Origin of the sequence: Agarivorans albus (genome assembly GCF_019670105.1) — a bacterium.
GTDB lineage: Bacteria > Pseudomonadota > Gammaproteobacteria > Enterobacterales > Celerinatantimonadaceae > Agarivorans > Agarivorans albus.
The window spans coordinates 4572867-4595868 of record NZ_AP023032.1; the positions used below are offsets into that span (position 1 = coordinate 4572867).

23 protein-coding genes are annotated in these 23002 nt (G+C 45.6%); 9 read left to right on the forward strand and 14 right to left on the reverse strand.

Annotated elements, in window-relative coordinates; translation table 11 throughout:
* Window positions 1–33: 33 nt before the first annotated feature.
* The 6 genes from K5620_RS20680 to lptM are packed head-to-tail and all read right to left on the reverse strand — an operon-like array spanning window position 34 to window position 4600.
* On the reverse strand, window positions 34–753 hold the full coding sequence (locus K5620_RS20680) for an HAD-IA family hydrolase (RefSeq protein WP_016400064.1): 720 nt from the start codon (window positions 751–753) through the stop codon (window positions 34–36).
* Entirely contained in the window at window positions 754–1650 is an 897-nt protein-coding gene (xerC, locus tag K5620_RS20685; RefSeq protein WP_016400065.1) for a tyrosine recombinase XerC, read from the reverse strand. It lies immediately after the preceding gene.
* Window positions 1651–1656: 6 nt separating this feature from the next.
* On the reverse strand, window positions 1657–2358 hold the full coding sequence (locus K5620_RS20690; RefSeq protein ID WP_016400066.1) for a DUF484 family protein: 702 nt from the start codon (window positions 2356–2358) through the stop codon (window positions 1657–1659).
* The gene (dapF, locus tag K5620_RS20695; RefSeq protein ID WP_016400067.1) at window positions 2355–3185 is read right to left on the reverse strand and encodes a diaminopimelate epimerase; all 831 of its coding nucleotides are present in this window, start codon (window positions 3183–3185) and stop codon (window positions 2355–2357) included. Before dapF ends, K5620_RS20690 begins: the two co-directional genes overlap by 4 nt.
* Before the next feature lie 4 nt (window positions 3186–3189).
* Complete coding sequence (gene lysA, locus K5620_RS20700; protein WP_016400068.1) at window positions 3190–4443, reverse strand: diaminopimelate decarboxylase; 1254 nt, start codon at window positions 4441–4443, stop codon at window positions 3190–3192.
* Window positions 4444–4471: 28 nt separating this feature from the next.
* Window positions 4472–4600, reverse strand: a complete 129-nt coding sequence (gene lptM / locus K5620_RS20705; protein WP_016400069.1) for an LPS translocon maturation chaperone LptM — start codon at window positions 4598–4600, stop codon at window positions 4472–4474.
* A 74-nt stretch (window positions 4601–4674) separates the two neighbouring features.
* Here lptM and cyaY point away from each other — a divergent pair, with 74 nt between their 5' ends.
* On the forward strand, window positions 4675–4998 hold the full coding sequence (cyaY, locus tag K5620_RS20710; protein WP_343212557.1) for an iron donor protein CyaY: 324 nt from the start codon (window positions 4675–4677) through the stop codon (window positions 4996–4998).
* 122 nt (window positions 4999–5120) lie between these two features.
* Here cyaY and K5620_RS20715 read toward each other — a convergent pair whose 3' ends face one another.
* Window positions 5121–7595, reverse strand: a complete 2475-nt coding sequence (locus K5620_RS20715) for a class I adenylate cyclase (RefSeq protein ID WP_016400071.1) — start codon at window positions 7593–7595, stop codon at window positions 5121–5123.
* A 253-nt stretch (window positions 7596–7848) separates the two neighbouring features.
* On the opposite strand from K5620_RS20715, the gene hemC reads away from it, so the two are divergent.
* Genes hemC through K5620_RS20735 form a run of 4 tightly spaced genes read left to right on the forward strand, consistent with a single transcriptional unit; the run spans window position 7849 to window position 11883 of the window.
* On the forward strand, window positions 7849–8775 hold the full coding sequence (gene hemC, locus K5620_RS20720; protein ID WP_425514905.1) for a hydroxymethylbilane synthase: 927 nt from the start codon (window positions 7849–7851) through the stop codon (window positions 8773–8775).
* A 60-nt stretch (window positions 8776–8835) separates the two neighbouring features.
* A complete protein-coding gene (locus K5620_RS20725; RefSeq protein WP_016400073.1) occupies window positions 8836–9552 on the forward strand; it encodes a uroporphyrinogen-III synthase in 717 nt (238 codons plus the stop codon).
* Entirely contained in the window at window positions 9539–10714 is a 1176-nt protein-coding gene (locus K5620_RS20730) for a uroporphyrinogen-III C-methyltransferase (protein WP_040306729.1), read from the forward strand. Before K5620_RS20725 ends, K5620_RS20730 begins: the two co-directional genes overlap by 14 nt.
* Complete coding sequence (locus K5620_RS20735) at window positions 10714–11883, forward strand: heme biosynthesis HemY N-terminal domain-containing protein (protein WP_016400076.1); 1170 nt, start codon at window positions 10714–10716, stop codon at window positions 11881–11883. The genes K5620_RS20730 and K5620_RS20735 overlap by 1 nt, the downstream gene beginning before the upstream one ends.
* 69 nt (window positions 11884–11952) lie before the next feature.
* Here the strand turns inward: K5620_RS20735 and fre are convergent, their stop codons facing one another.
* The 6 genes from fre to trxA all read right to left on the reverse strand — a co-directional run bounded on the left by fre (window position 11953) and on the right by trxA (window position 17155).
* A complete protein-coding gene (gene fre, locus K5620_RS20740) occupies window positions 11953–12648 on the reverse strand; it encodes an NAD(P)H-flavin reductase (protein WP_016400077.1) in 696 nt (231 codons plus the stop codon).
* A 4-nt stretch (window positions 12649–12652) separates the two neighbouring features.
* Window positions 12653–12925, reverse strand: coding sequence for a 2Fe-2S iron-sulfur cluster-binding protein (locus K5620_RS20745; protein WP_016400078.1), 273 nt, complete (start codon window positions 12923–12925; stop codon window positions 12653–12655).
* Window positions 12925–14391, reverse strand: coding sequence for a 4-hydroxy-3-polyprenylbenzoate decarboxylase (gene ubiD / locus K5620_RS20750; RefSeq protein WP_016400079.1), 1467 nt, complete (start codon window positions 14389–14391; stop codon window positions 12925–12927). Before ubiD ends, K5620_RS20745 begins: the two co-directional genes overlap by 1 nt.
* A gap of 29 nt (window positions 14392–14420) precedes the next feature.
* On the reverse strand, window positions 14421–15323 hold the full coding sequence (locus tag K5620_RS20755) for a hypothetical protein (RefSeq protein WP_215426321.1): 903 nt from the start codon (window positions 15321–15323) through the stop codon (window positions 14421–14423).
* A 38-nt stretch (window positions 15324–15361) separates the two neighbouring features.
* On the reverse strand, window positions 15362–16627 hold the full coding sequence (rho, locus tag K5620_RS20760; RefSeq protein WP_040306731.1) for a transcription termination factor Rho: 1266 nt from the start codon (window positions 16625–16627) through the stop codon (window positions 15362–15364).
* 201 nt (window positions 16628–16828) lie between these two features.
* Window positions 16829–17155 carry a thioredoxin TrxA gene (gene trxA, locus K5620_RS20765; protein ID WP_016400082.1) on the reverse strand — a complete coding sequence of 109 codons (327 nt, stop codon included), beginning with the start codon at window positions 17153–17155 and terminating at the stop codon, window positions 16829–16831.
* 345 nt (window positions 17156–17500) lie between these two features.
* Here trxA and rhlB point away from each other — a divergent pair, with 345 nt between their 5' ends.
* Entirely contained in the window at window positions 17501–18790 is a 1290-nt protein-coding gene (rhlB, locus tag K5620_RS20770) for an ATP-dependent RNA helicase RhlB (protein ID WP_016400084.1), read from the forward strand.
* 21 nt (window positions 18791–18811) lie between these two features.
* Entirely contained in the window at window positions 18812–20299 is a 1488-nt protein-coding gene (gppA, locus tag K5620_RS20775; RefSeq protein ID WP_016400085.1) for a guanosine-5'-triphosphate,3'-diphosphate diphosphatase, read from the forward strand.
* Between the two features lie 3 nt (window positions 20300–20302).
* On the opposite strand, the gene K5620_RS20780 is transcribed toward gppA, so the two are convergent.
* Complete coding sequence (locus K5620_RS20780; RefSeq protein ID WP_016400086.1) at window positions 20303–21097, reverse strand: type 2 periplasmic-binding domain-containing protein; 795 nt, start codon at window positions 21095–21097, stop codon at window positions 20303–20305.
* Between the two features lie 307 nt (window positions 21098–21404).
* Here K5620_RS20780 and purE point away from each other — a divergent pair, with 307 nt between their 5' ends.
* Window positions 21405–21902, forward strand: a complete 498-nt coding sequence (gene purE, locus K5620_RS20785; RefSeq protein ID WP_016400088.1) for a 5-(carboxyamino)imidazole ribonucleotide mutase — start codon at window positions 21405–21407, stop codon at window positions 21900–21902.
* Between the two features lie 11 nt (window positions 21903–21913).
* Entirely contained in the window at window positions 21914–22990 is a 1077-nt protein-coding gene (gene purK, locus K5620_RS20790) for a 5-(carboxyamino)imidazole ribonucleotide synthase (protein WP_040306733.1), read from the forward strand.
* The last annotated feature ends 12 nt before the right edge of the window (window positions 22991–23002 follow it).

Here is a 23002-nt window from a genome sequence, read left to right on the forward strand (position 1 = left end):
GGAATTCTCTTGAGGGGTAAAAACACCTGTATATTATAACAGGTGTTGCAGTTGTGCCAGTTGGCTTATTTCAATATCGGGAAGCGCTTGTAGTTTTCGCGCTTGTTGGCTGTTTTGATTAAGCCAAATTGAACGATAACCTGCTTTGGTAGCACCTGCTACATCGGTAATGCAGTGGTCGCCAACGTGAGCAATTTGTTGTGGTGCAAGCTGTAATTGCTGACAAGCATACTGGTACATATCAGCTGCGGGTTTAGCTCTAAATTGGCCGCCAGCTTTAAGTTCTAATTCAAACAAACTGCCTAAGCCAATTTTAGCAATATCAACGTTGCCGTTAGTTATGGCCACCAATCGATAGCGCTGCGCCAAGGCTTGCAGCAAAGCAAGACTCTCTGCAGGTACCTCAAAATCACTGCGCACCGCTAAAAACTGCTGGAAAATCTCTTGAGCGAGCTGGCTAGCGTCACTGTTTGCCATGCCATGTTCGGTAAAAGCGAGGTGTAACCAAGCAACACGGCAAGCACTTACATCCCCTTTTAAACGCGGATCTCGCTTAATAACCTGTCGCTTGTAAGCTTGCCACTGACTATGCGTAAGATGCGCAGTAGCGTATACCTGCTCTTTGAGATAGTCAGTCAACCATTGCTCGGCTCGCTTAATGTAAGGCCAGTTGTCATAAAGGGTATCGTCTAAATCAAAAGACAAAGCCTGTACTGGTGACCAACTTCGATAAAAAATCATGCTATCACTCATTTAAGGTTTACGCTTTGCTCTAGGATGGGCGGCGTCGTAACTGGTGGCTAGATGGGTAAAATCAAGATGGGTATACACTTGGGTGGTGGCTAGATTGGCGTGGCCCAATAGCTCTTGAACCACCCGCAAATCTCCACTGCTTTCTAATAAGTGAGTTGCAAAAGAATGACGCAATTTATGTGGATGCAAGGTACTAGACAACTGCATTTGTTGCGCCCAATGCTGCAATCGTTTTTGCACGGTACGATGACTAATACGCTGCTGCCTTACGCTCACAAATAGTGCCGGCTCTTCTTCATCCATCACCAATAGTCGGCGTTGTTTAAGCCAGTGTTTAAGGGCCTGCTCCGCTTTGCTGCCAAAAGGCACCCAGCGCTGTTTATTGCCTTTACCGGTAACAATAACCTGCCGCTGCTTAAAATCGATATCCTGTACGTTTAGGCTTACTAACTCGGCTAAACGCATACCGCTGGCATAAAACAATTCCATCATCGCCAAATCTCGGCTAGCGACTAAATCATCTCCCTGCATTGAGAGCAACTGGTTAAGTGAATCAACATCAAGGTTCTTGGGTAAGGGTTTGTTTTGCTTAGGTGCAGAAACGCCGGCGACCGGATTAAGGCTCACTTTTTGTTGTTGAAGTAAATAATTAAAGAAACTGCGTAAGGCCGACAGTTTATTAGCCATGGAGCGTGCCGACAAACCACTGGTTTTAAGCTTAAGTAATACACTACGCACGTTGGCGCTGGTCACCTGAGGCCATGAGCTACAGCCCAGGTTTTCTAGCAGCTTACTCTGTTGTAATAAACTTCGTTGGTAGGAACTTATAGTGGCAGGGCTGTAACGACGCTCCACTTCTAAATAGTGAAGGAAGCGTTCTATATCATCCTGCATCATCAGATTTTACTGCTCTGACTGAAGCGGAACTAATCGTAATAACAAGCTGCTGATAACCTGACAAAGCTGAGTAAGTAATAAACTGTCCATGCCTGCTACATAATGGTCGGCGTCACGGCTGGCGGCCACAAAAAAGCCCAGCTCTGCATTATTACCCAAAGGCATTAGCGCTACCGATGCAATGTCGTCGGTGTTATCAAATAACAACTCCAGCTCACCCTTTGTCATGCGGCCAAAGTAATGTGGCTGCTGGCTTAAACGAGTCACCCTTACGCGCTCAATCTGCTCTTTCTCTAAGCCATATTCCGGCGAAAGATCTTCTAAGTTGAACTGGTGGCTTAAGCGCAGTGATACACGTTCCACACCAAGGTCATCCACTAAGGCTCTGCTTAAGCGATGCTGTAATTCGGCAAACGAATCACAAGCCATTAAGTCTGGCAGTAAATCTACATAAACATGGTAAATTCGCTCATTGAGGCTGGCCACACTCATTAAATCGGTGATTTCTTGTTCTAAGCTCAGCACCTTGTCACGCAATCGCTGAACTTGCAGCTCAACCAAGGAAACCGCACCCTTTTCTTTATGCGGCAAACGTAGTTGCTTAATAAGGCTTGGATGACGCGCAAAAAAGTCGGGATTGTCGAGCAGAAACTCGACAACCAAACTTTCATCAATCAGCAGGGGCTGAGATAGATCAAACTCACTCATATATGTACCTGGCCATCAAAAACCATTGTTGCTGGTCCGGTCATTTTCACCGGTTTGCCTTCTCCAGCCCATTGAATACGTAAACGCCCACCGGGCAAGTCTACATTTACTGTCTCTGCCAACTTACCTTGTTGGCGCCCCACCACCATGGCGGCACACGCGCCAGTGCCACAGGCGAGGGTTTCACCAACACCACGTTCAAAAACGCGCAGCTTAATATTTTTGTCGTCGATAATTTGGCTAAAACCCACATTCACCTTTTGTGGAAAACGCTCGTGCTTTTCTAAGCGCATTCCCAAGGTTTCTAGTGGCGCTTGGCTGATGTCGTCGACTTCCAAGACACAGTGGGGGTTGCCCATTGAAACAGCCCCAGCAAATACTGTTTGTTCTTGGTCACGCAAAATATAGGTTTTCTCGGCTTTTTTAGCCTTAAACGGAATTTTGCTTGGCTCAAATTCCGGCACCCCCATATTCACCGTCACCTGACCGTCGTTCTCAACATGCAAAACGATTTTGCCAGACTTAGTGCTTACGCCAATACTGCGTTTATTGGTTAGCCCTTTATTTACAACAAAACGGGCAAAGCAACGTGCGCCATTGCCACATTGCTCCACTTCACTGCCATCAGCGTTAAAAATACGGTAGTGAAAATCTAATTCTGGATCGTAAGGCGGCTCAACCACCAAAAACTGGTCGAAACCAATACCAAAGTTGCGATCAGCCAAACGGCTAATCACTTCTTGGTTAAAAAACACGTTTTGAGTGACATTGTCGATAACCACAAAGTCATTTCCCAAACCGTGCATTTTAGTAAAGTTTACTAGCATTGGCTTATCCTTCAGGCAGCAGCGTTTCGCCGGCCCAAAGTGATGCTAAAACTTCACGCTCGCGTACTAGGTGAGCTTTGTCGCCATCTACCATTATTTCGGCGGCGCGACAGCGCGAGTTGTAATTAGAGCTCATGGTGAAACCGTAGGCTCCGGCAGAGCGCACTGCAATGTAATCATTAGGTTCGATGGCCAATTCGCGATCTTTACCTAAAAAGTCGCCGGTTTCACACACTGGGCCCACCACATCGTAGCTGGCCATAGCTAGTTCTGGCTTGTTAATAACAGGGACAATTCGCTGCCAAGCGCTGTATAAGGCAGGGCGTAATAAGTCATTCATTGCGGCATCAACAATGGCGAAGTTTTTACTCTCCGACATTTTTAAGAACTCAACTTTAGAGACCAAGATGCCAGCATTGGCCATGATTGCACGGCCAGGCTCAAATAATAGCTTGAGTTTACGATCGCCTAAACGCTCGGCTAAAGCACTGGCGTAATCGGCAGGCTCTGGCGGTACTTCATCATCGTAATTAACGCCTAAGCCGCCACCTACGTCTAGGTGCTCAATCACAATGCCTTGCTCGGCTAATTGATCGATGAGGGCAAGCAACTTATCAATGGCTTCTACAAAAGGAGAAATCTCCGTAAGCTGAGAGCCAATATGACAATCTACGCCAACTAACTTCAAGCCCGGTAAACTGGCCGCATAAGCATAGGCTTCAAGAGCACGCTCAATGGCGATGCCAAATTTGTTTTCTTTAAGGCCAGTAGAAATATAAGGGTGAGTACCCGCGTCGATATCTGGATTAATACGCAAAGAAATAGGCGCTTGTTTGCCAAGGCTTTGGGCCACGCGACTAATACGGTCTAGCTCTGGCTCAGACTCAACGTTGAAACAGTGAATCCCATGATTTAGTGCATCAGCGATTTCGGCTTCGGTTTTTGCCACACCAGAAAACACAACTTTACTTGGATCGCCACCAGCTTCAATCACTCGGGCTAATTCGCCGCCAGAGACAATATCAAAACCCGAACCCATGCGAGCCATAATGTTCAATACTGCAAGATTAGAGTTGGCTTTTACTGCATAACAGATCAAATGTGGACGTTCGCCCGCCGCTTTATCAAAAGCCTTCCAATGACGCTCAATAGTGGCGCGAGAATATACGTATAGAGGCGTACCATAAGTACTTGCTAAATCAGCTACCGAGCATTGTTCTGCATGTAAGTGCTCGTTTTGATAACTAAAAAAATCCAATGATCTGTCCTTAATTGTGTTGCGTTGCTTACTCGCTTGGCGTTACTTGCTCGGGAGCGCTCTCTGGCTCGGCTGGCGGGTGGACTAAAGGTCCTTTTTGACCACATCCACTTAGGCCGATGCTTAGCAAAATAACGGCAATTGCTTGTTTGTTCATGATTAAGCCATGATTCTTTTTTGAATGCCCTCTATAATCCGCATTCGAAGCAAGAAAAGCAATAGGACAGGATGATTGTGATGAATGATAGCCAATATCACCAGCTAGTAGATGATGCCTTTGAACGTATCGAGCAAACCATGGACAGTGACGACTTCGATATTGAGTGTGACATCAATGGTGGCGTGCTAACACTCGAGTTTGAAAACCGCAGTAAAATGGTGATTAACAAACAAGAGCCTTTGCATCAGCTTTGGTTAGCCACTAAGTTTGGCGGCTACCACTTTGAGTGGCATGAAGCCGAACAGCAATGGATATGTAATAGAAGCGGTAACGAGTTTTGGAGCCTGTTGGTGGAGTCTATCACCAAGCAAAGCGGTGAAGAACTGAGCTTCTAGTAACAAATGCTACAGCAATAAGATCAACTTGCCACTAGCCATAGACGACAGCAAAATTGTTATGTTTAGGGATAGCGGCAAGTTAGTATTAAGCTTGTTATAAAAAGGAGGAAGTAAAACCTTTAGCTACTGCGGTAAGACTCAACCTGCCACTGGCCATCTACAGCAACAATGTCGTAAAACTGCGGCAAATTGAAATTCACCACTTCATGACGGGTACCATATTGCTCGCGAGAAGAGGTGTAAAAACGGTTAATGCCCTGCACCAACTCTTCTTTACTGCCTTCAAAGTCTTGATACATTTCGATGCGATTGTGCTCATCTACAATGTAAATATTGAAGCCAGTTGTAAGGTTTTCAAAGAAGTACTGAACCAAACCTTCACTGGCATGCGCTTCTACAACATTAGGCACTTTTTTGGTATTACCAGCGTTTAACTGCAAGGGCAAACGTTGCAATTTGTTGTTTGAAAGCTGACGGTAAAACTCTACGCCATTTTCTAGCTTTTTCACCGATACGCCACGGTCTTCAATAAACAAACCGTATTTTTCGTTACCCAATACAATGGTTTTAACAATCCGTTTATCCAAAGGCTGCAAACGGCTTTTAATGCTCTCGACCAATAGTTGCTTAAAGTTAGCACCAATTTGCTCAGGCAGGTTTTCGCTGTAACAAAATACATCAATATGCTCGGGGATATTTGCGTCGCGGTGCATCTTGCCCAATATGGTTGTCAGCGCATCTACCACTGCACTATCACCCGAGAAGTGCAGCGTTCTAATTTCGTTCCAAGTATTGCGATAGACCAAATCTACCGAACCCACTAGGCAATCGGAATCTCGGCCAAAACTAAATACATCGGTAGAAATAGCATCAAACTCAATCACCTTACCGCCCCAGTTGGCGGTAGGATCTTTTTCAAGATTGATAAACACTCCAAGATGGCGAATTTCACAAGGTCGAGTTAAGGCTAAGTTGCTGGCTGCATCTACGTTTACTGGAAAGGCTCGACGTAAATCTTCGGCAAATTGATTAAGCGTATCTAAATTTAAATCGCCCGGATGAGTATGCAAGCTCAGCTGAGTTTGGTCAGTTTTAAGCTGATTAAAATAACTCCACGCCAATAACTTAGAAATGTAGGTCGCATGCTCTAACGGAGGCTGGCCGACTATCTCCAAGCCGGTTAACGGCTGCTTATACAAATACCAGCCTTCAGCGCAGCTGCGGCCTTTACCCACATGAATAAAGCTAAGGTTAGCTTCCGATAAATCGGGAGAAATTTGCGGATTAATTAGGGTAACTTTGCCCGGTAGGCTTTCAAAGGCAGCGTAGAGTTTACGCGATAAAATGCCGATGTCTTCCGGGTTAATCGACTCACTAATGTCGTTACGGCGAGCGAAGCGAATTAGGTTACGGTAGCTAAGCATCAGCGCATCTAGCAATTCGCTGTGGGCTAACCGCACATCTTGCACCTTCCAAGCACGGCGCAAGTTCAAATGCTCAATTTTTTGTTGTGACCATTCCCACTGTTTAACCAGTTTAGCCATAAAACGCTGTTGCCAAGTTAGCGAACGAACATCTAACAGATCACTCGGCAGCGGGCTACATTCACAGTTTTTTAAGTAGAAACAACGGCGCACTAAATCAAGACGGGCATAATCTTCAATGGACTCAAGGTATTGGGTCACCTTGTTAAGCATTAAATAGTAAGCGTCTTGCTCTAAGCCAAACTCTTTGCCCTGTTGCATCAAACGCTTAGCTTCTACCGCTAGTAGGCTAGGCTTTGGATAGTCGGCGGAATAGGCTTCCATCAACATGGTTTTAAGCACTGCTTTATACGGCGAATCAATGCCCTTATATAGCTGCCATAAACCTGAACCAAAATACTCTTCGGCAGGAATGGTATCTAAGCCGCCTAAATCCAGCCATTGCTCATGATTAAATACACCGAGCTCAAATTGCTGCTGCACAAAACTGTCGTAGCTTTGTTCTAAATCACTGGGTACTGCAAACCACACCAGCTGCTTACCCGCTAGTGGTAGAGCGGTGCGATAAAACTCATCAAGTAACAGAAGGTGCTGGGCACTACCACAATTGTCTTTAGACAATTCACTAATTGAACCGGTTTTAAACTGGTTCTCTTGCACCATAAAGAAATTAAGCTCAACGCCCTGATGGGCAGCCCAAGAAGAGATTTGCTCGCACTTTTCTGCCAGCAGCGCCACACGCTCTGGTGCTAGGTCGGTGTTGTGACATACCCAAATATCTAAATCGCTAGATTCGGTTTGGCCTACTGTGGCAGTACTGCCCATAGAATACAAACCGAGAATTTCACAGTGCTCAGGCTCTTCGGGACTGCATAAAAAGTGCTGCTGCAAATAAATGCCATGGCGAGCACTTGGCGCAAATTGACATACGCCGCTAGGCACGTCGCCTTCAATAAAACCAGGGATACAAGGGTGCGAGTAATGCAACATCGAAGGCAGCAGTTCAAATACCTGCTGTACAGCGGCTGGCATTGTTTGCAATGCTAGCTGCTTTCGGTGTTGATTAGTTTGGTTAGCCTTCTCTAACAGAGTGGCAATCGTATCTCGCAAGTTTAAGTTACCTAGCTTTATCGCGTTTGTATTTAATGTAATTTAGACATCACTAAAGTGTGATCATCTTAACAGTTAGTATAATAGTGGTAAACAGATACGCACACTTTTAGTGGGTATATTTTAAGCAAGTTACCCTCACAAATACCTAAGCTAAAACAAACTTTTGGCTATTTTTAAGCCAGTAATGCTTACTTGGGCTATAAACTAACTGGTGATACTATCTCCGGATAAATAATAGAGGTAAGTGTTTGTGAATAAAGTCAGAATTGCCACGCGCAAAAGTCCATTAGCCATGTGGCAAGCCTATTTTGTGAAAGCTGAGTTAGAGCGTCACCACCCATGCATTGAAGTAGAACTTCTGCCAATGAGCACCAAAGGCGACAAAATACTCGACACCCCTCTGGCTAAGATTGGCGGTAAGGGGCTATTCATAAAAGAACTTGAAGTAGCAATGTTGGAAGGTTTGGCCGATATTGCAGTGCATTCGATGAAGGATGTGCCAATGGAATTTCCTGAAGGCTTAGGGTTGCACTGCATTTGCCAGCGCGAAGATCCACGTGATGCCTTTGTAAGCAACAATTACCAAAACCTAGCAGACTTACCTAAAGGTGCGGTTGTGGGTACGTCTAGCTTACGCCGCCAATGCCAACTTAAGGCGCAACGTCCAGATATTCAAATCAAAGATTTACGTGGCAATGTTAATACCCGATTAGCCAAACTAGATGCCGGTGAGTATGACGCAATCATCTTAGCCAGCGCAGGTTTGTTGCGCTTGGAGATGCAAGACCGCATTAGAGCTTATATCGAGCCTGAGCAAATTTTACCTGCTGGGGGCCAAGGCGCTGTAGGCATAGAGTGTCGTAGTGACGACCAAGCCTTACTTGCATTGCTTGCCCCTTTGAATCACTCAGCAACAGCAGCTCGTGTGACTGCTGAACGGGCGATGAACCGCCGTTTAGAAGGCGGCTGCCAAGTACCTATTGGCTGCTACGCAGAGCTTAAAGATGATCAATTATTTGTTCGCGGCCTAGTAGGCGCCCTTGACGGCTCTACAGTGATAGAAAAACACATTACTGGCAGCAGCCAGCAAGCGGAACAGCTTGGTTTGCAACTTGCTGAACAGCTGTTAGATGCGGGGGCTGAACCGATCCTTAAGGCGGTTTACCAACAACAATAAGAGGTAGCGGTGCAGGTACTTGTAACGCGGCCCGAGCCGCATAATCAACGGTGCGTAAGCATGTTACACGCCAATGGCTATCAAGCCATTGCTGCGCCCATGGTTAAAATAACCGCCAGTGAGCAAATCGAGGATTTGCCTGCATTAGTTAAAACCGTTAACCAGCAACACTTAATCATTGCTGTTAGCCAATATGCCGTTGAAGCTTGCCAGACTTATCTAGCAGAACACGCCCTTAGTTGGCCACAAAACTGCCAATATTTAGCGGTAGGCAAAGCCACCGCCGAGTGTTGGCAGCAATATGGGGTGAAGGCCATGGTCCCTGCGCGCCAAGATAGCGAAGGCATGCTGCAGCTAATCAACAATCAACTGCAAGGTATTAAGCAAGCGCATATTCTGCGTGGCCAACAAGGCCGAGAATGGCTCGCAGAGCAGCTCCAAAAACAAGCCATTCAAGTTAACTATCTCACCTGTTATCAACGCCAATTGCTGCACTATTCATCGCAACAACTTGATCAATGGCGGTCACAGATCAACACTATTGTGGCGACAAGTGGTGAAATTTTGAAACACCTTACTACCCTTATGAGTGAACCTAAGCAACTAAGGTGGCTAAAAAATACCAAACTATTGGTACCCAGCCAGCGTTTGCTTGAATACGCAAACAGCTTAGGTTTTATGCATACAGTATTGTGCAACGGCGCATCAGATAAGGCTTGCATCGATGCGTTAGCGCGAATGCAGTCATCTGCAAGGAATGAAAATGACCAAAAATAAACAATCAGATAGTCAAACAAAGGCTACCGACATTAGCGATTCTAGCAGTGCTAAAGAACAACCAACCAGCAGCACTGCTGCTACGCCTCCCCCTAGCAACACACCATCAGCTCCCGCCAAAGGCGACAAACTAGCAAAAATATTGGCCATTATTGCCATTATTCTCAGCCTATCTATTGCTGTAGGTTTATATTGGCATGGACACCAATTTAGGGAGCACGCAGATACTCAGCTACAACTTTTAAAAACCACCTTGCAAGCTAAAGAACAAAACCTAATTAGCGCGCAAGCTAGCAGCAATAATCAAATCAGTGAATTATCGCAAAGTGTTGCAGGGCAAAATCAAGCTATGGCCGCTTTACAAGCTCAGCTAGAACTCACCGAGCAAAACCGCAAAACCATAGAACGCCAACTAGCCCTACTGAATATTAAAGATGCTAACCATTGGCGCCTCAACGAAGCCAACTACTTGTTGCAATTAGCTGCTTATAAACTGTGGCTAGAGCAAGATCCGGTTACTGCTATTGCCCTACTTACCGAGGCCGACAACAGCATAAACAATGCCGACGACCCACATTTGTTACCACTGCGGCGCGCGATTAATACCGACGTGCAATTGCTAAAAAGCATTCCATTGGTAGATAAAGAAGGCATCGCATTTCGCTTAGAAGGCATATTGCAGCAAGCAGAAAGCCTACAACTGGCGGAAATTGAACTGCCAGAAGCTGTAGCAGCACAAGACAATCAACTCAGCGCAGATAGCGCCGATTGGCAAGACAATCTAGCCAAAAGCTGGCGTAAGTTTAGCGAAAACTTTATTACTGTGCGCCGCCGCGATGGTCAAGTAGAGGCACTTATTGAGCCACAGCATGCTTGGTACTTAAAAGAAAACCTGAAACTACAATTACAACAAGCCGAGCAGGCATTGTTCCGCTCGCAAGGCGAACTATTTAAAGCCAAATTACAACGCGCCGAACAATGGGTGAGTGAATTTTTCATTCAAAACTCCCAAGCTCAAGCGATGATTGAAGACTTAAAGCAGCTACAACAACTAGAAATTGTCGATAAACTGCCTGAACAACTAAGCAGCCTAGGCGCCGCCGAACAAGCGATTAAAGAGCGCCAACAACGCTTATTGCCTTCCTTAGAAGGAGCTGAGTAATGGTCAAGATTATTATTCTTCTAGTGTGCATCGCGCTGGGTCTGGCGCTAGGCCCGCAGCTTGCTGGTAACAAAGGCTATGTGCTGATTGCTTTTGATAACTACACCATCGAAATGTCGGTAACCAGCGCAATATTCCTAAGCTTTATTTGCTTTTGTGTCTTGTTGCTCAGCCTATGGTTAGCCCGCTGGTTATGGTTAAGTTTCTCACGCAGTGGCGCTTGGTGGGGTCACCGTCGTAAGCAAAAAGCCAACAGCCATACCCAGCAAGGTATGCTGGCCATGATGCGCGGCGACTATCAAAGTGCCGAAAAACTGGTGAGTAAAGCAGCCAATTTAAGCGACGCACCTGCACTAAACTATTTAACCGCAGCAGAAGCGGCACAAGAGCAAGGCCAAGATAAGAAACGAGATAAGTACCTAGAGCAAGCAACCCGCATCACCAATAACGATGCCGCAGTATTAATCACTCAAGCTCGCCTACAACTTAAGCAACAAAACTACAGCGCAGCATTAAGCAGCATTGAGCAACTGCCTCATGAGAACCTCAAGCAAGATGCAGTAAAACGCATGTTACTTACTATTCTTCCTGAGCTTAGCCTTTGGCAGCGCTATATCGACTTACTGCCGCTAGCACTTAAAGCAGGCCTAATTGACAGCGACCATTATCAAACACAGTTATCTAGCGCCTACAAAAGTTTATTTTTGGAGCTTGCCAATAGCCAAGGCTCTGATGCCGTAGCTAAACACTGGAATGGCATGCCCCGTAAACAAAAGAAACAGATGGCCATTGCTGCGGCCGCTTGCCGGGCTCTAATTAGCGCTGGCGACAATGCAGCGGCTTATCAATTGCTTGGCGATCTCATCAACCGAAATCTTGATAGTGAGTTATTAGAGGTTGCAGCAGAATTACACCTGAACGACGTGCATCCCTTGCTTCAGCAGCTGTCTAGCTTACGCCGTAAGCACCCAGAAAATGCTGCTTTACTGCGTTTGATTGCTCAATTACACCTGCAACAACAACAGTGGGAAGAAGCAAAAGCGCTGTTTGAAGAAAGCATGAAGCTAGCGCCAAGTGCAGAGTGTTATCAAGGTTTAGCCGAGGTACACCGCCAACTAGATGAACCCGAACAGGCAATTCATTACTACCGTCAGGCACTGGCTATTTAAAAGACTAAAACTAAAAACTGAAAACAAAAAAGGCGAGCTTAGCTCGCCTTCTTTATTCAAATAGAACGCTTAAATAAATTCGTAAGCATCGCCATGTAATTGTTCAATCGGCAAGCCCTGCTTAGTAAACGCCGTTCGGGCTACATCAGCCATTTCAAACCGTCCAGCAATGTATACTTCCAAACCGCTCATATCGGGGAAATCTTCTAGCACGGCTTCATGCACTAAACCCTTTTTACCGGTCCACTGCGGCATTGCTTGCTCAAGCACCGGCACAAACTTAACCTGATCCAACTCTTCCCATTGGTAGGCCAACTCATGCAAATACAAGCCCCCTAAATTACGCCCACCCCAATACAAATAAATTTCGCGGTCTTGTTCGGTATCTACAAGGTGTTCGATAATGGATTTAGCGTAAGAGAAACCGGTGCCGCCCACCATAATCAGAATTGGCCGCTGGCTGGCCTCATCAAAGCCAGCATTTCCAAATGGCATTTCAACTTCGATTTCACCACTTTTCTTTAATTTATCAATTACCTGCCTAGCATAGGGATTACCTTCTGGGGCACCAATATGCAACTCTAGTACATCGCTTTGCTCGGGTGAACTGGCTAGTGAAAATGGTCGTTTATCATCTTCTGCCATAACAATTTGCAGGTACTGACCAGCCACAAAGCTCTGGCTCTCTTGTGGCTGTAATTCTACATTAAAAATATCATCTAAAATCGGCGAGACCGATGCAACCTTACAACTAATGCGCTTCATACTTTCACCCTTCTAAACTTATATTCAAATCTGATTTTGCACTGGCTAAGCAAGCTAAAAACCAACCTTTGGTTTGTTCGGCTTCACTTAGCATTGGCGCCATTCCATGGTAAATAATCTCGCCGGATTTACACCGGGCTAAGCAACTGCAGCAACCACCTTGACGGCATCGATGTGGCCAATCAATGCCCTGTGCTAAAGCGGCTTCAAGAATACTTTGCTGAGGCCCAACACTAAATACTTGCTGCGCTAGTGTTACTCGATAATTGTTGGCCATTAGTCTATGCCTAATTGATCCCAAATACTATCTACACGCTGTTTCACTTCTGGAGCCATTTCAATTACTTCGCCCCACTCCCGATTGGTTTCACCGGGCCATTTATTGGTTGCATCCATACCCATTTTTGAGCCTAAACCGGAGACGGGTGATGCAAAATCTAAGTAATCGATGGGTGTATGATCGATTAACGTAGTATCGCGTGTTGGATCCATTCGGGTAGTAATAGCCCATATTACATCCTGCCAAGAACGGGCGTTGATATCATCATCACAAACAATGACAAACTTGGTGTACATAAACTGCCGTAAGAAAGACCACACCCCTAACATCACCCGCTTAGCATGCCCCGGATATTGCTTCTTAATGGTGACCACCGCCATACGGTAAGAACAGCCCTCTGGTGGCAAGTAAAAATCTACAATCTCTGGGAACTGCTTTTGCAAAATAGGCACAAAAACTTCGTTCAAGGCAACGCCCAACACAGCCGGTTCATCTGGTGGACGACCGGTATAAGTGCTGTGGTAAATAGGATCTTTACGCATTGTAATATGAGTAATAGTGAATACCGGAAACTCATCAACTTCATTATAGTAACCGGTATGGTCACCATAAGGGCCTTCTGGAGCCGTTTCATTGGGCTCTAAATAACCTTCTAAAACTATTTCAGCACTGGCTGGCACTTCTAGGTCATTACTTATACATTGAACCGTTTCGGTTCTACCACCACGCAGTAAACCGGCAAAGGCATATTCCGATAGGGTATCTGGAACAGGCGTCACGGCGCCAAGAATGGTTGCCGGATCAGCGCCCAGCGCCACCGACACCGGATAAGGTTTTCCTGGATTGAGCTCTTGAAACTCGCGAAAATCAATCGCACCACCACGGTGTGATAACCAACGCATAATAAGCTTATTTTTGGCTAGCTTTTGCTGGCGATAAATACCTAAATTCTGGCGTTTTTTATAAGGCCCTCGGGTAATAGTTAACCCCCAGGTAACCAACGGCGCAACATCCCCCGGCCAACAGTGCTGAATCGGCAACTTGTCTAAGTCCACCTCATCACCAATCCATACAACTTCTTGGCACGGCGCAGAACGTAGCTTTTTAGTCGGCATATTAAGCACTTGCTTAAATATAGGCAGCTTTTCCCATAACTCTTTTAGCCCTTTAGGCGGCTCAGGCTCTTTTAGATAAGATAACCAAGTGCCTACTTCACGCAAGGCAGACACTGACTCTTGACCCATGCCTAAAGCAACACGCTCGGGGGTACCAAACAAGTTACCCAATACTGGCATTGAATGGCCTTTAACATTCTCAAACAATAAGGCTGGACCGCCGGCTTTTAATGTTCGGTCACAAATCTCGGTCATTTCCAGTTCGGTAGACACTTCTAAGCTGATTCGTTTGAGCTCTCCACGTTGCTCTAACAAATCAATGAAATCTCTCAAGTCTTTATATTTCATTGTAATAACCTGGTTTCTGGCTTGTGTAGTTATTGAGACTGCATCTCAATCATTACCATTGCAGCCAACTCTTGGTGTTCTGATTCTCTAAACTGCGCCAAAATAAACTGGGCAGCGGGAGGATATACTCGCCCCAAACGGGCAATAGCACTGTATGAAAAATACAACAGTTCTGGATTTTCTGCTGCTCCGCGAAGCAAGTGATAGGCGCGCTCTGCCGGTAGCCGCTGAATAAGCCACTCAAGCAACGACACACTATATTGATCCATTGGCAGGCTCAGTACTTCGGCCAAGGCTTCATCACTGCCAATACCTATTGCCATAGCAACTCGCACATTATTATCAGGAAAATACAAACGATCAGGCATATGCAGTTTTACATATTCAAGCTGCTCTGGGGTTAATTGCCTAAAAGCCCGCATCACATCCAACTGCTGCGCCAATAGTAACGGATTGTTTTTTCTAAAGATCAATGACCATTGAAATTCATCACGCAACAGTTCACTTAAATAAAGCTGTGAGCGTTCTGCCGATACTTTATTAAGAATTAAACTTCGCGCCAGGGCAGGGTAATCAAAACTAGGACGAATAACTTCATAGCCGTCGATGACTGCAGCTTCGCGCACTGTTGGTCGCTCGGAAGCCAGTTCTAGTAACCAGTTTTTTAAAGTTTGGTCTGGAATATGATTATTTTGATGTAAATAACGCAGGCTTTCAAAAAGCAAAACCTCTCTATCATGAGGGCGTAAATAAGGCAGTAGATCAATCACCCAAGCGGGCTGATTTTGCATTAAGGTATCAACGCTGCGCTGCAATATCATTAGCGGCACATCTTGATAAAGTGGTTGTGAGGGCGGATTAGGACCTTGCTGCTCCGCTTGAGCAGACAGGTGAAATAATAGCCCAAGAAGTAGCAGTAAGCGTTTCATCATCCAAAACGAAACTGGCCGAATTAACGGCCAGTTTTAACTTACTTCTTCTGCGCTTTCATCGCGTCAAAGAATTCATCATTGGTTTTGGTCATAGCCAATTTATCAATTAAGAACTCCATGGCGCCAGTTTCATCCATTGGATGAACAATTTTGCGCAAAATCCACATTTTTTGTAGTTCGTCGGCGCTAGTTAACAACTCTTCACGACGTGTGCCAGAGCGGTTAATGTCGATTGCTGGGTAAACACGTTTTTCTGCAATCTTACGGCTTAAGTGCAGCTCCATGTTACCGGTACCTTTAAACTCTTCGTAGATAACTTCGTCCATCTTAGAACCGGTATCTACAAGTGCAGTAGCGATAATAGTTAAGCTGCCACCTTCTTCTACGTTACGAGCCGCACCAAAGAAACGTTTTGGACGGTGCAATGCATTGGCGTCTACACCGCCGGTTAATACCTTACCAGAAGAAGGAATTACTGTGTTGTAAGCACGCGCTAAACGAGTAATTGAATCAAGCAAGATAATTACGTCTTTCTTGTGCTCAACTAAACGCTTGGCTTTTTCAATTACCATTTCAGCTACTTGAACGTGACGGCTAGCAGGCTCGTCAAAGGTAGAAGCAATTACTTCACCACGAACCAAACGTTGCATCTCGGTTACTTCTTCCGGGCGCTCATCAATTAGCAATACAATCAATTCACACTCAGGGTGGTTAAATGCCACGTTTTGCGCAATGTTTTGCAGCAACATGGTTTTACCAGCTTTTGGCGGAGCAACAATCAAACCACGTTGGCCTTTACCGATAGGTGAAGCCAAATCTAATACACGTGCTGTGATGTCTTCGGTAGCGCCATTACCACGCTCCATACGCAAACGATCATTAGCGTGCAGCGGGGTTAAGTTTTCGAATAAGATTTTGTTACGCGAGTTTTCTGGCTTGTCGTGATTAACGATGCCAATTTTAAGCAATGCAAAATAACGCTCACCTTCTTTAGGCGGGCGAATCTTACCTTCTACCGTATCACCGGTACGCAAGTTAAATCGACGGATTTGACTTGGAGAAACATAAATATCGTCAGGACCAGCTAAGTAAGAGCTGTCGGCGCTACGTAAAAAGCCGAAGCCATCTTGCAAAATCTCCAGCACACCATGACCAAAAATCGCTTCGCCGCTTTTCGCGTGAGCCTTTAAGATCGAGAAGATAATGTCTTGCTTGCGTAAGCGGGCTAGATTTTCTAAGCCCATTGACTCGCCTAGCGTAATCAGTTCATGGACGGGGGTATTTTTTAGCTCAGTTAAATTCATAATGGTGAGTTTTCAATTTTTATCGAAATAGGCTGACGGCAGCATGAGTTAGGTATAGTAGAGAAGCTTACTCGACTGTTTAGTCGGCCAAGAGGTAGCCTTTATTACGGGCGTAGGAAAAATTCGAAAATAAAATTAGCACTAATGTGGGGAAAGATCCAGCAAAAGCAGGCAACGAATGTCGACCTGCTCACATTGTTACTACAGGTTTTCGTCTAAAAACGCTGTTAGTTGGGCTTTTGATAGTGCACCAACCTTGGTAGCAGCTACTTTACCGTCTTTAAACAGCAGTAACGTTGGAATTCCGCGAATACCAAACTTTGGCGGTGTACCAGCATTTTGGTCGATGTTTAGCTTACCTACCACTACTTTGCCGTCGTATTCGTCAGCAACTTCGTCAAGGATAGGTGCAATCATTTTACAAGGTCCACACCATTCAGCCCAAAAATCAACTAGTACTGGTGTGCTTGAGTTTAGTACGTCTGCCTCGAAGCTGTCATCGCTCAACTGAACTAATTTATCGCTCATTTAATACTCCAAAATTCTATGTTATCTGTCTCGATAATTTCATGACTATTTGAAATGATCCGACCAATGAATGCAAGCCTAAGCTCATTCCAAGGGAATCTAAGCTACTACCAATTAACATAAGTGCTAGCGAATCACCCCTATTTGGTTTTGCTCACAAAATCTCGCTAGTAAATAAAGAAAGGCAATAGACCAATATAATTACAAGTAGCTAGGGTCTGCAGCGGATTCATCCATGGGAATTAACTGCAAATTCTCAGCGCTTAGATCACAGCCGCAAACAACTCAACACATTTACCAAGAATGGGTGCTGGTAGTGCCACTTAGCTGTGATATGCTTACGCAATGAGCAAAACACATTTAACAGAACTCCGATTTGCCGAGTTAGGACTGCAAGATAAGGTATTAACCGCCTTAGAGCAGCACGGCTATCACAATTGCACCCCAATCCAAGCGCAAAGCCTCCCAATCTTAACCACTGGTAAAGATATTGCGGGCCAAGCTCAGACCGGTACGGGGAAAACTCTCGCCTTTTTAGTTGCTACGTTTAATCATTTGCTAACCACAGCAGTGCCCGAAACGCGCCAACAAAATCAACCGCGTGCGATTATTCTCGCACCAACTCGCGAATTAGCTATTCAAATCCATAACGATGCTCGCTTACTTGCTAAAGCAACGGGTCTCAAGTTGGGTTTGGTCTATGGCGGCGAAGGTTATGCCAGTCAGCGTGCCACTTTAGATGAAGGTGTAGACATTCTTATCGGTACAACCGGGCGAATGATCGACTACTTCAAACAAGGTGCATTTAGCTTAAATGCCGTGCAAGCCATGGTATTAGATGAAGCTGATCGCATGTTCGACCTTGGTTTCATTAAAGACATTCGTTATTTAATGCGCCGCATGCCAGAGCCAAAAGCGCGTTTAAACATGCTGTTCTCAGCCACGCTTTCTTTTAAGGTAAAAGAATTAGCGTTTGAGCATATGAACGAACCGGAACACGTTATTGTAGAGCCCGAACAAATGACCGGCGCTCGCATTCAAGAAGAACTGTTTTACCCGTCTAACGACGACAAAATGGCCTTGTTGCAAACTCTAATAGAAGAAGAGTGGCCAGAACGCGCCATAATTTTTGCTAATACTAAACACCGTTGTGAAGATATTTGGGGCCACTTAAGTGCCGACAAACATCGCGTTGGTTTGCTAACCGGTGATATACCGCAGCGTAAGCGAGTGCAAATACTAGAACAGTTCACCGAAGGTAAACTTGACGTATTAGTCGCTACCGATGTTGCAGCCCGTGGCTTGCACATTCCGTCGGTAACCCATGTTTTCAACTATGACTTACCAGACGATGCCGAAGATTACGTGCACCGTATTGGCCGAACAGGTCGTGCTGGCGCAAGTGGCCATGCCATTAGCCTTGCCTGTGAAGAGTACGTATTTAATTTACCTGCCATAGAAGAGTACATTAAGCACCCAGTGCCGGTAAGCCAATATGATACCGAGGCGCTAATGCGTGATTTACCCAAGGCAACGCGAATCCATCGCACCAAAGGTAATAATAGCCGTGGCGGTAACCGCAAAAACAGTCGCGGTAATAGCGGTCACTCTAACCAGCGACGTCAGCGTCACTAAGCAGTAGATTCAAGGAACAGCGTGTCTAAAGTTTCACCCCTATATGCAGCCATTGATTTAGGTTCCAACAGCTTCCACATGTTAATTGTGCGGGAGCTGAGTGGAAGCGTGCAAACCATTGCCAAGGTGAAGAGAAAGGTGCGCTTAGCCGCAGGCTTAGATGCCAACGACAAGCTCGATCACGCATCCATGGTGCGTGGTTGGCAATGCTTGAGCTTGTTTGCCGAGCAGCTAAGAGACATACCAGAAGCGCAAATTAAAATTGTCGCCACAGCTACTTTGCGTCGCGCCACTAATGCTGATGAGTTTTTGCAGCAAGCCGAAAAAATTCTCAACCACAAGATACATATCATTAGCGGCGAAACCGAAGCTAAAATTATTTACCGTGGCGTGGCACATACCAGCAGCGGCAGTGGCAAGCGTTTAGTCATTGATATTGGCGGTGCCAGTACCGAGCTAGTAGTCGGCGAACAAAGTGAAGCCTTACTCCTGAACAGCCTAGATATGGGCTGTGTTACTTGGTTAAAACGTTTCTTCCAACAAGAGCTTAGCGAAACCAACTTTGAGCTTGCCATTGATGCGGCTAAAGAAGTGATCTCCCCAGTACTTAGCGATTATCGCCGTCTAGGTTGGCAAAGCAGCGTGGGCGCTTCAGGTACTATTCAAGCACTGTTAGAAATTATTACCGCTCAAGGTCTTGATGAACGTATTACCTACCAAAAATTAAAGGCAATTCAACAACAAGTGGTTGCTTGCGGCACGCTTGAAAAGCTTGATATTAAAGGTTTGCTTGAAGAGCGAAAACCGGTCTTTGCATCTGGTTTAGCGATATTAATTGCACTATTCGAAAGCCTGCAAATCGAGTCTCTTTCCTTGGCAGGTGGTGCCTTACGTGAAGGACTGGTATATGGCCTACTTAGCCAAAAAGATACCAGCAGTGTAAGAGCTCGCACCGTGGAAAGCTTTGTAAAACGTCATCGCATCGACAATCAACACGCCGAACGCGTAGCAAACTGCGCCTTAACGATGGCGCAACAAGTAACACCCAAGCTTAGTGATCGCGCTTTAAGCCTGTTGAAGTGGGCAGCAATGTTCCATGAAGTGGGTTTAAATATTGAGTTTAAGAAAGCGCCCCAACACGCCGCATATATTATTGATCATTCAGATTTGCCCGGTTTTACCAGCGCACAAAAACACTTTGTCTCCTGCCTTTTGTTAAACCAGCGTGGTGATTGGCAAAGCGAACTTCTTGCTCAACAAAATGCCTTAGAAAAGCCCGAAGCTTTGGTGCTGGCTAGATTATTACGCATTGCCATTATTGTGTGCATGCGCCGCACCGAAGGGAGCGTACCTAAGATAAGCGTGCTTCAAGCCGAAGAGGATTGGCGGCTATGTTTTCCACCCACCTGGAATGAACAACATCCTTTACGCGCAGCCGAACTAGAACTGGAAGCAAAAGTGCAAAGCCAAGCAGGTTATCCCTTAGAGATTATTGAAGCGCTTTGTTAAGTGCTAGTTAGGTGTAGCTAACTCAATTTTTACCCGTCGGCGATAATTAAGTAAATCAAAGTCTTCTCGCCAGTATTCTTCAATCAGCTTATCCAACAAGCCACTGTCTTCAGCCTTTTTTAAAGCGTCTTCGATAATTGCTGCAAGCTCAGGCTGGGAGTTACTCACATAAAACTGAAAATCACGCTCATACTGCAAAATTAAATAGGGCTCTATCGCTAAATAAGGGTGTTGTAGTGAGTCATTAACAATCTCGGTAAATCCTCGCGAGAAGTAGTCTATTCCACGTTTATGGTTAGCTACCATTTTGTATAAACGACGCCACTCTCCATCAACTTCAACGGTTTTTAGCTGGTTGGCTTGCCATACATCTACATCAAACCAATTTTTGCCAAAACCACCGGTTTTATCCAGCTTTTGAAAGTCTTCTAGCGTATTTACAAAACGATAAGCATCAACCTCAGAGCGTGGCACCAGCAATAGTCGGTGACCAATTAAGCCATTGGTTAAGCCCACGCGAACTGGGGTAAAATTAGGATCTTTATCACGCTCTGCCGACGCTAACAGCCACACTAAACTTAATTGGCCATTACGTAGCATCGACTCAGCCCGCTTTTGCGGTAAGTTAGATGAAGGAACATCAATCACTGGCTGGTGCCCAGCTTCAAGCAGGGCTTGCTCTAGCAGTTCATGATAAAAAATGTGTGAATCATCGGAATAAGCAGGCAAACGTAACTCTACGTTAGCTGCCATTAGCGGGGCACTGAGTAGAGATAAAATAACCACAAGTTTCCACATTGCTTCTCTCCTTAGAGGCTAATGAATTCTATTGTTAGCTATAGGCTACTGTACTCATTTAACAGTAGTCCAAATCTACTCAATTCGTATTGATTAAGCAGTAAACATCACAAAAATAGCAAGCACCTGAACTTTTACCCAAACAAAGCACTGTACAGCTAGAACAAAATTCGATTTTGTTGGCTAACACTGCGCTAATATTGACCTTAGCGGGTAAGGCTGGCAAACTGCGCGCGCAAATAGACAACAATTTTGTTGCCGCTAAGAAACGTGTTACCACTGTGCTATTTAAGTCGAGGAGAATACAATGCCACAACCACAAGTTGCCATCATCATGGGGTCAAAAAGTGATTGGCCAACTATGGAAAACGCCGCCGAAGTACTAGAACAATTGGGCGTTGAATTTGAGGTTGAAGTAGTTAGTGCTCACCGCACTCCCGACAAATTAATGGAATTTTCAGCCAACGCTGCCGACCGTGGTATTAAAGTGATTATTGGTGGTGCCGGCGGCGCAGCTCACTTGCCAGGCATGGTAGCGTCTAAAACCCGTTTACCAGTACTTGGTGTGCCAGTTCAAAGTAAAGCCTTAAACGGTATGGATAGCTTGTTATCGATTGCCCAAATGCCAAAAGGCGTAGCAGTTGGTACTCTTGCCATTGGCACTGCTGGTGCTTATAACGCGGGATTGTTTGCTGCACAGATTTTAGCTACCACTAACCCAGAACTAGCTGAGCGTATCGAGGCTTTCCGCAGTGCCCAAACAGAATCAGTATTAGCCCACCCAGATCCTCGCGTAGCTGAGTAGTGGTAAGCAAAATGAATAAGATTTGGATTTTAGGTGCGGGCCAATTGGGAGCAATGCTAAAACACGCAGCGCAACCATTAAACATTGAGGTTCGCCCAGTAGAAACTGACGAGACTGATACCTTTGATATCGCTGCCAATGACATTATTACCGTTGAGCGCGAGCACTGGCCGGTAACGCCAGCCACCGAGCAACTTACTCAACACTCAAGCTTTCTTAACGGCCCGGCTTTAGCTCAGCTAGCAGACCGAGCAAGCCAAAAGAAATTGCTCGACAGCTTAGGCTTAGCCACCGCCCCTTGGGTAGATGTAAAACAAGGTCACAGCGCTGAACAACTGTTTGCTGAGTTAGGCGAACGAGTATTGCTAAAGCAGCGCTCCGGCGGCTACGACGGCAAAGGCCAGCATTGGTTAAAGCTTAGTGGCAACGCTGAACAACGTGCCATTCCACAAGACTGGTTAGATCATTGTATTGCAGAACAAGCGATAGGCTTCGACGAAGAAGTATCACTTATTGGTATGCGCCACGCCAACGGTGACACCGCATTCTACCCACTTGCGATTAACCAGCATCATGAAGGTATCTTATTAGCCACGGTATCACCGGTTGCGAGTAAAGCGAGCCTTCAGGGCCAGGCTGAAAATATGCTTGGTAAGCTAATGGACTCGTTAGATTACGTGGGTGTAATGACCATGGAATGCTTCCAGGTTGGCGATAAGTTGCTTATTAATGAGATAGCACCTCGCGTACACAACAGCGGCCACTGGACCCAAGCAGGCTCTAGCCTTAGTCAGTTCGAGGCGCATATTCGAGCCGTGGCAGATTTACCCTTAGTGCAACCTTTGGTTAAAACCCAAAGTGTGATGCTTAATCTGATTGGTGTTGAATACAATCATCAGTGGCTATGCGTGCCAGGGGTGGAAGTATTTTGGTATGGCAAAGACGTTCGTCCAGGGCGTAAAGTTGGCCACATCAACATCAGCATTGCAGAGCGTTCACAGTTACTGGCAAGTTTAGCGAAATTAGAACCGCTGATGACGCCTGTATACGCCGACGCAATAGCTTGGTTAATTAAGCACCTAGATTAAGTAACGTGGCAA